Origin of the sequence: Noviherbaspirillum autotrophicum, from assembly GCF_000818395.1 — a bacterium.
Lineage (GTDB): Bacteria > Pseudomonadota > Gammaproteobacteria > Burkholderiales > Burkholderiaceae_D > Noviherbaspirillum > Noviherbaspirillum autotrophicum.
Genome location: NZ_JWJG01000028.1, coordinates 3,604,150 through 3,617,273, shown reverse-complemented (window position 1 = coordinate 3,617,273; position 13,124 = coordinate 3,604,150). Strand labels below are relative to the sequence as shown.

Annotated in this window: 13 protein-coding genes; 5 read left to right on the top strand and 8 right to left on the bottom strand. The window is 53.5% G+C overall.

Annotation, left to right across the window (positions count from 1 at the left end; all coding sequences use genetic code 11):
- Positions 1-16: 16 nt before the first annotated feature.
- The gene (locus TSA66_RS18080) at positions 17-2,005 is read right to left on the bottom strand and encodes an SDR family oxidoreductase (protein ID WP_040040962.1); all 1,989 of its coding nucleotides are present in this window, start codon (positions 2,003-2,005) and stop codon (positions 17-19) included.
- A 219-nt stretch (positions 2,006-2,224) separates the two neighbouring features.
- Between TSA66_RS18080 and TSA66_RS18075 the strand changes: the two genes are divergently transcribed.
- The 5 genes from TSA66_RS18075 to TSA66_RS18055 all read left to right on the top strand — a co-directional run bounded on the left by TSA66_RS18075 (position 2,225) and on the right by TSA66_RS18055 (position 6,467).
- Positions 2,225-2,755, top strand: a complete 531-nt coding sequence (locus tag TSA66_RS18075) for a phasin family protein (protein ID WP_040040961.1) — start codon at positions 2,225-2,227, stop codon at positions 2,753-2,755.
- A gap of 139 nt (positions 2,756-2,894) precedes the next feature.
- Positions 2,895-4,151, top strand: a complete 1,257-nt coding sequence (locus tag TSA66_RS18070) for a patatin-like phospholipase family protein (RefSeq protein WP_084199708.1) — start codon at positions 2,895-2,897, stop codon at positions 4,149-4,151.
- A gap of 78 nt (positions 4,152-4,229) precedes the next feature.
- On the top strand, positions 4,230-4,895 hold the full coding sequence (locus TSA66_RS18065; RefSeq protein WP_040040960.1) for a TetR/AcrR family transcriptional regulator: 666 nt from the start codon (positions 4,230-4,232) through the stop codon (positions 4,893-4,895).
- 13 nt (positions 4,896-4,908) lie between these two features.
- Positions 4,909-5,682 (top strand): tetratricopeptide repeat protein, encoded by a 774-nt coding sequence (locus tag TSA66_RS18060; protein WP_040040959.1) that lies wholly within the window; start codon positions 4,909-4,911, stop codon positions 5,680-5,682.
- A gap of 191 nt (positions 5,683-5,873) precedes the next feature.
- Positions 5,874-6,467 (top strand): LOG family protein, encoded by a 594-nt coding sequence (locus TSA66_RS18055; protein ID WP_040040958.1) that lies wholly within the window; start codon positions 5,874-5,876, stop codon positions 6,465-6,467.
- A 71-nt stretch (positions 6,468-6,538) separates the two neighbouring features.
- Here TSA66_RS18055 and TSA66_RS25735 read toward each other — a convergent pair whose 3' ends face one another.
- The 7 genes from TSA66_RS25735 to TSA66_RS18020 are packed head-to-tail and all read right to left on the bottom strand — an operon-like array spanning position 6,539 to position 13,114.
- Positions 6,539-7,711, bottom strand: a complete 1,173-nt coding sequence (locus TSA66_RS25735; RefSeq protein ID WP_157691725.1) for a tetratricopeptide repeat protein — start codon at positions 7,709-7,711, stop codon at positions 6,539-6,541.
- 14 nt (positions 7,712-7,725) lie between these two features.
- Complete coding sequence (locus tag TSA66_RS18045; protein ID WP_040040957.1) at positions 7,726-8,619, bottom strand: ExeA family protein; 894 nt, start codon at positions 8,617-8,619, stop codon at positions 7,726-7,728.
- Positions 8,620-8,621: 2 nt separating this feature from the next.
- Entirely contained in the window at positions 8,622-10,376 is a 1,755-nt protein-coding gene (gene mshL, locus TSA66_RS18040; protein ID WP_040040956.1) for a pilus (MSHA type) biogenesis protein MshL, read from the bottom strand.
- A 14-nt stretch (positions 10,377-10,390) separates the two neighbouring features.
- Positions 10,391-10,792: an MSHA biogenesis protein MshK gene (locus TSA66_RS18035; protein WP_198358840.1), complete on the bottom strand. Its 402-nt coding sequence runs from the start codon at positions 10,790-10,792 to the stop codon at positions 10,391-10,393.
- Positions 10,777-11,502, bottom strand: a complete 726-nt coding sequence (locus TSA66_RS18030) for a type II secretion system protein M (protein WP_040040955.1) — start codon at positions 11,500-11,502, stop codon at positions 10,777-10,779. Before TSA66_RS18030 ends, TSA66_RS18035 begins: the two co-directional genes overlap by 16 nt.
- Positions 11,499-12,170, bottom strand: a complete 672-nt coding sequence (locus TSA66_RS18025) for a PilN domain-containing protein (RefSeq protein ID WP_040040954.1) — start codon at positions 12,168-12,170, stop codon at positions 11,499-11,501. Before TSA66_RS18025 ends, TSA66_RS18030 begins: the two co-directional genes overlap by 4 nt.
- Positions 12,167-13,114: a type IV pilus biogenesis protein PilM gene (locus tag TSA66_RS18020; protein WP_040040953.1), complete on the bottom strand. Its 948-nt coding sequence runs from the start codon at positions 13,112-13,114 to the stop codon at positions 12,167-12,169. The genes TSA66_RS18025 and TSA66_RS18020 overlap by 4 nt, the downstream gene beginning before the upstream one ends.
- Between the last annotated feature and the right edge of the window lie 10 nt (positions 13,115-13,124).

Here is a 13,124-nt window from a genome sequence, read left to right as displayed (position 1 = left end):
TGCTAGTTGGCCCTGCTTAGAAATGCACCCCGCGCAGCAGTTGCTGCAACGCGATCTGGTCGGCGCTCATTGGCGGCGCCTTCTTTTCATCGGCGTTTTTCGCTGCAGTTGAATCAGGGAACATGCGGAAACTGGTGTTCATGATGATCTGGGCAACACGGGGCAACAGCGCGTGCACCACTTCCCCGAGAATACCCAAACGCGTAGCGATACGTACCGGCTTATCGACAATCGCCTGCGCGATCAAGTCAGCGGCATCTTCCGGCGTCAGTGTCGGCACATTCTGGTAAATCTTGGTCGGTGCGATCATCGGCGTACGTACCAGCGGCATGTTAATTGTCGTAAATTTGATATTAACGTCCGCAAATTCGGATGCAGCACAGCGAGTCCACGCATCCAGTGCCGCTTTCGATGCAACGTAAGCGGAGAACCGCGGAGCATTGGTCAGCACACCAATCGACGAAATATTGATAACGTGTCCGCGCTTGCGCTCCACCATCCTCGGTAATAGCCCCATCGTCAAGCGCAATGCGCCGAAATAATTCAGCTGCATAGTGCGCTCAAAATCGTGAAAGCGGTCGTAGCTCGATTCGATTCCACGCCGAATAGACCGGCCTGCATTGTTGACTAGGATATCAATGCCGCCATGATTTTCGATCAACAGCTTGACGAAGCGATCGCAATCCTCCATGTTGGCAACGTCAACCGAGTAGGTAATAACTTCGTAGCCCCGGTCATTGATTTCCTTTTTGGCTTCCGCCAGTTTCTCTTCATCGCGCCCGCAGATGATGGTAACTGCCCCTGCTTCGGCGAGCTTATGTGCAGCAGCCAAGCCGATACCGGACGAGCCGCCGGTAACCAGCACGACCTTGCCCGCCACTTGCCCGTGCAATGTGCGATCGATAAAAAGGGCGGGATCGAGGTTACGCTCCCAATAATCCCAAATGCGGTATGCATAGTCTTCTAGACGCGGACACTTGATGTCGCTGCCCTTGAGTGCGCGGGCTGCATCCCGGTTGTCGAAGCGCGTCGGATAGTTAATGAACTGCATCACGTCGTCGGGCAATCCGAGATCCTTCATCAGCGCGTTGCGCACACGGCGGACCGGTGTCAGCGCCATCATTCCCTTCGTTATCGATTTGGGAATAAATCCAAGCAGGGCCGCATTAATACGCACGCTCATGGTCGGCGCATGGGCCGCACGTGCAAACGTATTAAGCACATCGCCGACGCGCATCGGTTCCGGGTCGGTCAAGTGGAAGCACCGGCCGTCAAGGTCAGGCAGATGTGCGATGTAGTCCATCGCATCGACTACGTAGTCGACCGGAACGATATTGATGCGACCGCCTTCCAGGCCAATGGCCGGCATCCACGGCGGCAGGATCTGGCGAAGACGCTGGATCAGCTTGAAGAAATAGTACGGGCCATCGATCTTGTCCATCTCGCCCGTCTTGGAATCGCCAACCACCATCCCCGGTCGGTAAACGCGGAAAGCGCCCTCGCACTCCTGGCGGACAATCTTTTCCGATTCATGCTTCGTTGCAAAATATGGGTGATCGAGATTTTCCGCTTCTTCGAACATATCCTCTCGGAAGATGCCTTCAAACAGGCCGGCAGCCGCAATGGAACTCACATGATGCAGGCACCGGGCGCCAATCGCGTTCGCGAGGGCGACTGTATTACGCGTGCCTTCCACATTCACTGCCATTTGTTCTTCCGCATCGGCTTTCAAGTCGTAGACAGCAGCGAGGTGGAAGAAGTGATCGACCTTTCGGGTCAAGGTTTCGATATCGCTGGCGGACACGCCAAGCCGTGCGGACTTCAGGTCACCAAATACGGGGATTGCTCGCGTCTCGGACACTCCCCAGTATTCAAGTAGCGCAGCGACCTTGCCTCGGCTTTCTTCGCGCATCAGGAAATACACGACACTATCATTGCGTGCCAATAGTTTTTTAACCAGTCGCTTGCCGATAAAACCAGTCGCCCCTGTAACGAAATACTGCATGCTCGCTCCCTTTTCAAATTCCCAAATATTTGTCTAGATGACAATCATTGCAGGCCCTGTCTCGATTGGCAATAGCACGGCACAACAGAGTTGTCATTTAGAACACACTCTCTATGGATTTAGTAACCCATCTCTACTTTTGCCGCTTAAACTGCATTCATCGGAAAAGTGCGCCGGGTATTCCGGCATGTCGAGTTAACCAACGAGTGGAGAATATAAATGGTGAAGAAGTTGAAGGCACTGGCAAAATCGGATGACAAACAACTGGCCGACGCTGTTCGCGCTTCAGCGCAGCAGATCTGGCAAGCTGGCTTGGGCGCATTTGCAAAGGCACAGGAAGAAGGCGGCAAGGTTTTTGCGAAGCTGGTCAAGGAAGGAACCGACCTGCAGAAACGCACTCAGCGTCTGGCCGAGGGCAAGGTTTCCGACGTGGCCGGCACGGTCAGCAAGGTAGCAGACTCGGTAAGCAAACAGGCTGCCGGCTCGTGGGATAAGCTGGAGCAGGTTTTTGAAGACCGCGTATCGCGTTCGCTGAAGAGCCTAGGCGTGCCGACCCAAAAGGACATCCAGGCACTGACCAAGCGCGTCGAAGATCTGAACAAAGCGGTGGCGACCCTTTCTGGCAAGAAAACCACTGTCACGAAGACTGTATCTCGTGCAGCTGTCAAGAAAGCTCCGGTTAAAACTGCCGCAGTGAAGAAAACGGCCGCCAAGACTAACGGTAGAAAAGCGGCTGCTGCCGCCAAGTGACGTCTGCGCCCGCGCGGAGGATTTAGGTAATCGCCAAGTCCTCTGCGCATGGATTTAAGTGCGTATACAGATATCCTCCGATAGGGATACACCACATACTGCACCACAGATTACTCTCGGCACCATCACCATCCGGCCTATGACAGCCAAGCGAAAGTCCAATCTACCTCCACGCAAGTCCCCACATCAAAAACGCACCATAACGCCTGCCACGCCCAGAATCGGCATTGCTCTCGCCGGCGGTGGTCCGCTAGGTGCAGTATATGAAATCGGGGCACTTGCCGCGCTTGAGGAGTCCATCGAAGGACTGGATCTGAACGACGCCGCCATTTATGTTGGCATCAGCGCCGGCGGCCTGATCGCCGCTGGCCTTGCAAACGGAATCACACCGCACGAGATGTGCCGGATGTTTGTCGAAAGCGACGCCACCGAATCGAAGCAGGAATTGTTCAAGCCCGAAATCCTGCTCAAGCCGGCATGGAATGAATTCAGTATTCGAGCTGTCGCCCTGCCCGTTCTTCTAGCAGATTCGCTGCTGCACTATTTTCGGCATCGTGGAAGAGCCAGCCTCGCGAACTCCCTCGATCGTCTAAAAATGACGCTGCCCGCGGGGATACTGTCCGGCGAAGGCATACATGAATTCCTGCAAAAGGTGTTTTCAGCCGGCAATCGCACCAACGACTTTCGGAAGCTTAAGCGGCGCCTGGTAATCGTGGCGACCGATCTCGATTCGGGTGAACCGGCGCGCTTCGGCCGCTCCGGACTGGACCACGTTCCGATTTCCAAGGCTGCACAAGCTAGCGCAGCGGTTCCCGGGTTATTTCCACCGGTTGAAATCGACGGTAAATATTTCGTTGACGGCGCCCTCAGAAAAACGCTCCACGCATCTATTGCACTGGAAGAGGAAGTGGACTTGCTGTTCTGTGTCAATCCGCTGGTTCCCTATAATGCAAGGACCGAGCATGCCCCAGGCAAGATTGCCCAAGGAGGCTTGTTGTCGGTGCTATCGCAATCGCTACGGGCAGTCATTCACTCTCGTGTCGAGATCGGCATGGCGAATTACGGCGTCACCTATCCAGACACCGATATCGTGCTGCTGGAGCCGAGCCAGGAAGATGCAGAAATGTTTTTCACAAACCTGTTCAGCTATAACAACCGTCGACGCATGTGCGAAAACGCGTACCAGAATACACGCATGCTGCTGTGGCAGCGCCGCCACGAACTTAACGCAAAACTCGCGCACCACGGACTCAGACTCAAGCTATCAGTATTGCGCGATCCCACTCTGACCCTGGTAAAAACTCCTGCCAGAGACAAGGAGGATCGGTTTGGATTGGCCAGTTTGACCGATACACTAAACAGCCTGGAACGCCACCTGAAAATCACCGCAGGCTAGAGATGGATGCCGTTTGTGGATTGATTTATCGGTGTTATGCTAGCAAAAAAGCCAAAGCAGACAAGGGAGGCAGCTAGCATGCAACACAAGGCCCCGCGACGTACGCGCGAACGGATTCTCGAACTTTCGCTGCGACTGTTCAACGAATTCGGCGAACCGAACATCACCACCACCGTCATCGCCGAAGAGATGAATATCTCCCCAGGCAACCTGTACTATCACTTCCGAAACAAGGACGATATCGTCAACTCCTTGTTTGCCCAGTTCGAGACCGAGATCGGACGCATGCTAGCGGTGCCGGCTGATCGCAAGCCAAACATTGAAGACGTCTGGCTATACCTGCATCTCATGTTTGAACTGGTGTGGCGCTATCGTTTTTTTTACCGGGATTTGAGCGATCTCTTATCGCGCAACCGCAAGCTGGAATTACACTTCAAGCAGATCTTGGCGCACAAGATCAAGGTCGCGCAGCAGTTGTGTATTGGCCTACGCGGTGACAAGGCACTGGAAGCCGACGATCAGGAAATCGATGCGCTGGCAACCAACATGGTGGTCGTAGCCACCTATTGGCTATCTTACGAATATGTTCGTAATCCACGCAAATATACTGAACAGGAAGCGATGGCTGAGGCGCTTGCGCGTGGCTGCTATCAGGTGCTGTCCCTGATCGGTCCCTATTTGCGCGGTGAAACACAGCTTTTATTCGACAAACTGGCTGAAGAATATTTAAAAAAACTTAAATGAGGAAGACAACAACATGGCATGGGCCAAATTCCCCTACCCGGACAATAAATACCACTACACGGCAGCCAGCCTGAAGAAGGCATGGGCTCGCCTGCACGCCTGCGACACAGAACCATTCCCGAAAGAAGCCGGACTGGTCGACGCATGGATCGCGTTCCATGCCGGGGACTTTGAAACCGCCGCCAAAATCGGACTGGAGCACGGTATGGATGGCTATTCGGTCGCCAACAAGGCAACCAACATCTATGCCCACTACCTGGAAAAATCAGAAAAGAAGAAACTCGCTCTTTTTCTCGAAGTAGCCGAGCGATGCGAAGCCCAGCAGAAAGAACAGCCCCAAAATCCGGCCGGCTACTATAACCATGCGTATGCGCTGGGCCGTTACGCACAGGGCATTTCAGTCGTCAAGGCTTTATCGCAGGGAATCGGCACCAAGGTGAAGCACAGCCTCGACATGACGATCAAACTTGCACCCAAACATGCAGATGCCCTGATCAGCCTGGGGGCCTACCATGCAGAAATTATTGACAAGGTCGGCGCGATGATCGGAGGCCTGACCTACGGTGCGAAAAAGGACGAAGGCCTGAAATACTACAAAAAAGCGCTTGAAGTCAATCCGCACTCCGCGATTGGACGCGTTGAATATGCCAACGGCTTAATCATGCTTGAAGGAAAGAAAAAGATGGACGAGGCAGTCAAGCTGTACCATGAGGCGGCGGCGTGCGTACCGATGGATGCCATGGAACGACTTGATGTCGAATTGGCCAAGGAAGAGCTGGAAGACTGAGCAGTTGAAATACACCATGAGCGGCGTTTGCGACTCTGGCTCATTTCAAATCTGATCTCGCTTCCTTTTTGGAGAAATCGAAGATAATTGGCCCAATATAATCGGTTATTTGTATGCTCCCGGCACTTGATTAGCGTTTTTATTTTGCGTCGGGAGTGTACTAGCTATCCCCGTCTCCATTACTAGCCGAGATGAAATCTCTTTGTGTCTATTGCGGCTCTTCGATCGGGAGATCATCAGCTTATGCCCACGCCGCCCAACGATTGGCTAAAGTTTTGGTCCAAGGCCATATCAGATTGGTCTATGGCGGCGGCAATATCGGCCTGATGGGAATCATTGCTGATGAAGTTATGCGCTTGGGTGGAGAAGTTACTGGCGTAATTCCAAAAGCGCTCATGGAAAAGGAAGTTGGGCATCACGGACTGACGCGGCTGCTCGTCGTAAAAGACATGCATGAGCGCAAAGCGACAATGGCCAATTTGTCAGACGGATTTATTACGATGCCAGGCGGTATCGGAACGCTCGAAGAGCTGTTCGAGATATTCACCTGGTCCCAACTTGGTTTTCATGACAAGCCCATTGGCTTGCTAAATGTTGATGGGTTTTACAGCGGATTGATTAACTTCATTGAGCACGTCGTCAGAGAAGGCTTCCTCAAACCCATGCAAGCATCATTATTAATGCATGACTCTGATCCGGAGACACTGGTCCAAAAACTGAAGTTAGCCAAACCGGATAGTCACGAAAAACTGCTTGATTCCTCGACTGCGGCAAAAATTATCTAAATCAAATCGCACCGCTGCAAACGTCGAACTGCATGATATTGCCTGTCTTCGATAGGTTTGGCGCAGTATAGTTAGCGCCGCAATTCACCTAGCCGCTCTTCCACAAAAGCAAGCAACTCTGGAGACAAAGTGTTAGTGGCCTTCGCACGTTTATATGCTTCCTGCGCTTCCGCAACGCGCTTTTCGGCTTGGAACGATATTCCAAGTCCCATCCACCATAAACCATTTTGTGGAGCCTTTTGTAAGGCCAGCCAATATTGCTCGGAGGCTTGTTTATGCTTCCCGTCACGCTGAAGTAATGCGCCTAAGAATGCGCGGTAATCCGCTCTTTCAGCGCCATAAGGCAATGATCGCTCAAGGGTGGCTATGGCGGACGGCAGCTCACCTTTTTCGACTTGTAAGCGCGCCAGGATCATCGCAAGGCCTGCTTGTGTAGGGTCTAGGGCAACACCTTCACGGGCTTGCTGGATTGCATCATCTTGCTGTTTTCCGTCCAGCAATATTCCAATGAGCGCTTGACGAGCCGCGATATGCCGCGCGTCCAGTTGTAACGTTTGCTCAAGCACGACGGCAGCTTCTGCCGACTTGTTTTGTTGCATCAGCAACACCGCCTTGCGATATTCATTCTCCGCACGCTGTTGCGGAGTCAGCTCTTTGACTTGCTTTTTGAAAGACACGGGCATTGTCGTGTCAGAAGTCGTTACGACATCCGTCTCGCCGACTGCTTTAGCTGTGGCGGAGGGCTTGGCGTTTTCCGGTACCACCAAGGGGAATTTTTGCTTCAACGGGCGATCGGATGCACCCTGCTTTGGCAATAAAATTTCCGAATCAATTAGAGCTGATGGTACTGGAACCGCAGCATTGATTTTCGTCGGCGATATAGGCTCAGCGCTCAAGTCGCTGGATATCGATTTGGGCACGGCTTCTACTGCTTTCGGCAATGCAGAGACTACTTGCGCCGTTGTGCCACCAGATACCGTCGGACGTTCCGACGCAGGTTGATGCGGCAAGTCCAGATCAAAATCGACCTTCAACGGTAGTTGCGGACCTGCTGCCGTTTGCGGCGGAACAGGCGATCGTACCAAGATCCAGACCAGCAATCCGATCAGTACCACCGACAACGTTAATGCGAGCCACCATGCGGGGTGAATGCGTTTTGGCTTCGCTACTGCACGAATCTGGCCACCATATGCTTCGCTCATGCTGGTCACTTCGGAACTACGGGCGTCCAGTTCCTTCAGCATTTGATTAATAAGGCTCATTTAAAATAGGCCCATCCTATACTTGTTCCCACGGTAATCAAGGCTGCGGCAGCGAGCCAACCAAGAAACCATATTTTGTTCCTCGCTGCGCCGGTGTCCCGCGCAGCGGCCCGGACGTGGCGAGCAGTAATTTCGTGCTTCCCTTCGCCATAAGCCAGCATCAACGCCTTGTGCGACAGGATATTGACCAGACGCGGCACGCCGCCGCTTGACGCGTACATCGCCTGAATGGCGCTGCTACCAAACAGTCGGCCGCCAGTGTAGCCAGCGATGCTCAATCGATGCGACACGTAAAACTCCATGTCGTCTTTATTAAGTGGGCCAAGATGATAGTGAAATGTGATTCGCTGGTTCAATTGGCGAATCGCTTCCTGTTGCAGCTTGTGATTCAACTCCGGTTGTCCGAACATCACAATCTGCAGCAATTTGCGCTTTTCGGTTTCCAGGTTGGTAAGCAGCCGCAACGCCTCCAGCGTATCCAATGGCATTGCCTGCGCTTCGTCGAGGCATAGAACAACGCGTTTTCCTGCGCGCGCCAATACCAGCAATCGGTGGTTGATCGATTTCAGGAGCTGATGCTGGTCGACATCCTTCTCGAGCGAGACCTCCAATTCATCGGCCAGCGCGAACATCAACGCGCGCGGCTCGAGAAATGGATTGGGGATATAAGCAGTAACGAACTCGTCGCCCAGCGTCGTCATGAACTTGCGACACAAGAGCGTCTTGCCTACCCCGACTTCGCCTGTAATCTTGATGAAGCCTTCGCCATTCCTTACTGCGATCAGCAGCGTATTGAGGGCTTCCTGATAGCTCGGGCAGGCGAAGAAAAAACTGGTATCCGGCGTGATGCCAAATGGCTGCTCACGCAGCCCGAAATGGGCCTTGTACATGCTTACCGAAGCTCCACCGCGCCGTCGCGTGGCTCCAGTGCCTGAATACGGCGCTGCGCTTCCGTTACATCCTGATTCCATGCGTTGCCTTGAACAATTGTCGGCTTCAGCAGGATAACGAGTTCACGCTTCTGCGAGATCTGGTTAGTGTTGCGGAATAGGCCGCCAAGCACAGGCACATCTCCCACACCGGGAACCTGGGAGCGCTCGGAGGTCGAAGCTTGGCGCATTAGGCCGCCGAGTGCAACAATCTGTCCATCGCGCCCACGCACGACGCTGTCGGTTTCCGACACGGTACTCGACGCCAGCGGCAGGCTGAAGGAGCCGGCTGTTCCCAGGTTCAAGGGCTTATCCACCGTTGTCACGTTACTTACCGAAGGATGGACATGCAGGATGATATTGCCCTCCTCGTCGATTTGCGGTGTGACGTCGAGAGCGACACCAGAGAAGAACGGCTGCACAGTGACGCTCGGCGTAATGGAACTGGTCGTTCCAGTGGTCGACGTGGTCGAGCTGATGTTGGTGACAAAAAACTCGTCCTTGCCGACCTTCAGCACTGCCTTCTGATTGTTGAGCGTCGCGATGCGTGGGCTCGACAGCACGTGCACATTACCTTGCGTTTCCAGGAACGAGATCAGGGCAGCGAAATTATTGGTTTGGAAGGCCAAGCCGAACAGTGAACCTGCGGCGCCACCGACAACGCTCATATCTAAGCTTGTATTGGCGGTGATCGCTGCGTTGCCGCTCGCCCCGGTATTAGGATTGGTTGTCGGAACTGTTGTTGTCAGGGTGTTCGACTGCGCGGCAGACGACAGTTTAGTGCCCGGTGCGAGGAAACCAGCAGCTACGCGGTTATTGTCGATCCCTGCAAAGGAAGCGAACGACGCCCAGTTGATCCCACTCTGAAAGCTGTCATTGAGCTGCACTTCGAGTATTTTAGCTTCAAGTATCACTTGGCGGTCGACTGCCAGCTGGGCCGCTTTGAGATAGGCGTTGACGTTCTTCATTTCGTCCCACATCGCACGTACTAACACTACACCGGACTGTGGACTGATAACAACGCTGCGCCCCTCCTTGTTTCCGACAATCGCTTCCAGCGATGCTTTGAGTTCGCCCCAAAAATCGCTGCTGGAAGTCGTGCTGATCTTACTACTATTCAGTGTCTGAGTTGATATGCCGGGATTGGTCGAACCGGGAAGTGCGCCCTGAGTGCTCGCGGTCGCCCCCCCCAAAGAGGAATCGCTCACCGAGCCGGAGGTCACGCGGATATCCGAGGTGCCGCGCCGGTTTGCGGTCAGATAATTGACTGAAAACACCCTCGTTTGCAATGTCGGCGGCTTGATATAGATACGAGTTCCGTTGACATCATAGTCATACCCGTAGAGTTCGCGAATCGCGTCCAGCGCTTCGAACAGAGTCACGTCCTTCAGGTTAGCCGAAATCGTGCCGGTCACTTCCGGATGGACCAGCATGCTGTAGCGCGTACCGGAAGCGATCGCAGCGAAGAACTGGCCGGCCGGCACATTATTCAGTGCCAGGCTGAAGCGCTCTTCCTGCGGGGCACGCGGCTTCGGCACTTCGATCTTGATCGGCGGGAGCAATGCCGACGAAACGGCATCCGGCGTAGCGTGGCGCGACGTGGATTCGGCAGCCTTTTCCATCTCCACAGCGATCAGATCATAGGTCGCACGCTTGGAAGATGGCGCAGCGCAGCCGAGCAAACTCAGGGCAATAATGATGGATAGTGATTTTTGCATTCTTCGATTTGCCTTCATTGCTGCAGAGCAGCACCCATGATGTTGTCCTTACTGGAATTGGCTCGCTTTTTTTCGATATTCGGAAAGAGCTTCAACGTCTGAAAATTCTTGCCGTCACGCAAAATCACCTCTGTTTCCGTTATTCGGGCCACCCTCGCGTTTCCGAACTTATCTCCGACTCTGAGCGTCTTACCGCTAATAATTGCTTCCTTGCGCCGTTGCGAAATCAGGATCGACTGCAGGCTAGGACCCGGATCGGATGCTACCGCCCCCCCAACTTCTGCAGCCAAAATGGGGGGACGAGTCGGGTCGTTTAGCGATTGTGCAACCGCTGATTGATGCAGACCGCAGATGGCCAGCATCAGACCATAACAAAGCAATACTTGCTTTATGGCTATATCTAAATATTTAGCCATTTTTTGTCCAAACTCAAAGTATAAAGTGTCAGCGTCAATTTGTTTGTCGGATATTCTTCTACATCGAGTTTCGCCTCGCCCCAAAACACTTGCCACTGCATCGACTCAAGCTGGGTCAGATAATCCATAATGTCCAGATAGTTGCCTTGAATCACTAGCTCGACGCCATGGCGGTAAACAAAGGCCTCGTTGGCAGGCTTGCTGTTCGTCGGGTCCTTTCCGCTCCCCGAAGCTTGGACTGCCGTTTTTTCCTCCATGGCTTTCTTGTCCGATACGACAGCGTCAACCGCGGCAACTGCTGGCAAAGTCTTCAGCGACAGCAGGCGCAGCTTGCGGTTTTGCCTCAGGATATCTTCCAGCAATGACGACATGCGATCTGGAGAAATCAGGCCTTTTTGCATGCCTTGCAACGTGTTCTGCATTTGCATGAACTGTTGCTCCAACTGACCTAGGCGCACCCGGTTGGCGCTGTCGGGATCGTGATTTTGCCCAGTTGCCTTGGCTTGGATTTCGGCTTGCATGGCTGCGATCTGGGATTGCTCGAGCTTGATGCGTTCGGATAATTGCTTCTGCTTTGCGTATTGTGGATCAAGCAACATAGCATTGATCAGGACAACCATGATCAACGCCGCCATCGCAAAAATGATGACCCGCTCGCGCAACGTCAGCGCGTCGATCTTCGTCGCCAGCTTTTGCCAGTATTGCTTCATTTACCCTTCGCTCCCGACGATTGCGCTGACTCGTTCAACAGGCCATAAGATTGCAGGCGGAATTTGATGTAGGCTGGTGTACGCCGCGAGGCCGCACCAGCCTTGTCATTCGGATCGACGGCTGGGGCTTCCATGTCAAGCGCAGCGAACGATTTACCCTGAAGTATTTGTTCGCGCTTCAGGCGATTGATATAGGCTGGCACCAGCTCAGGCTGCAGAGCGCCTCCTTGGAGCCCGATCTCGTTGCCTGCGCCATTGATATGAAACCCGGTCAGCCAAACGCCGTTCATAACCTGACGCGCGAAGGCGCGCATGTATTCGGCATATCCCTTCGTATTGCCGAGATCACCTTTTTGCATGAAATCGAACAGTCGCTGCACTGAAGCGATGTCGGTTTCCGTCTTTCGGATCTCATCGTCGAGCGACTTGTCCGCCTGTTTCGGCGCGAAGGCGGCATTGGCCTTGCCCAGTTGGTCCTTTACCGCATTCAGTTGCGCCGTCGTCCTTTCTGCTTCCTTGGCAAGCATCGCGACCTGGTAACTGGCGTAAGCCGCCCCAAGCGCGCAACCAAGCACGATCAAGCCAAGAGCCTGGGCCATGGTCGTGGCGGAGAAATACTTTTTCTTCTTGAGAAAAATCGGATTGAATAAATTGATCTGCTGGCTCACAACGCTGTCTCCTCATGACGCAATGCCGCACCGAGGGTCAGGAAGTAACGTTGCTGTGCTTCCAGCGATTTCAATTCCGGCACCCCCGAGATATCAAATACGGTTTCCAGGCTCAGGGGCTCCACCGGAAGGTAGAGATTGGCGGCGAGATATTCCTGCAAGCCAGAGGTGGCATCGATCGGGCCCAGCATCAGCTTGGAAAGAGTTACGAAATGGTATTGCCGGTCGAAATGATCAAGAGAACGTTGCAACTCCAGCGTCACCCGATCCAATACCGCATGTTTTTGCTCAGCGTCCGACTGCATGATCTGAGCCAACGGCACGTCGATACGACGCGACAAGTAAAGCTCACCAGCAAAACTTATTGTGAGCAAACCGCCATCGGCATCGAACGACAGCATTGCCAAGCCACGCCCTTCCGGTTCGACCAAGGCAGCAATATTACGTTGTGCCATCTCAGGAATATCGATCACGCTGAGCGGAATCTTGGCGTCCGTGAAAAGATTCTGTCTTTGCGAGATTAATTGATTGCGAGCGACAATTGCATATAAAGAATGGTTGCGAGACGCTGCATTCTTGTCCACGGGGACATCGAGCACATCAATCGTCGCATCATCCACGTGAAAATCGAGCATGTCCTTCAGACGCCAACGGATCGCCGTCTTCAGCTCATCGGGAGGAACGTTGGGCGCCTCAACCGAAAGAATCTGATAGTCGCCAGCCGCCAGCAGGTTGGAACACTGGTAACGACTCACCTGCAAATCCTTGGCGAGCTTTTCCAGCAACTCCAGTTGCGATGATTTATCAGCAGGGTAAAAAGCCAGCCTCTCCACGACAGGCCCAGCAGAAGGAGCGCGTTTGACATACGCTGCGCTGATGCCTTCTTTCTGAATGCGAATTGCCAGCCAACCGGCAATTTTATTGGCTTTGGTAAACAAACGCATAGTCGTGGTT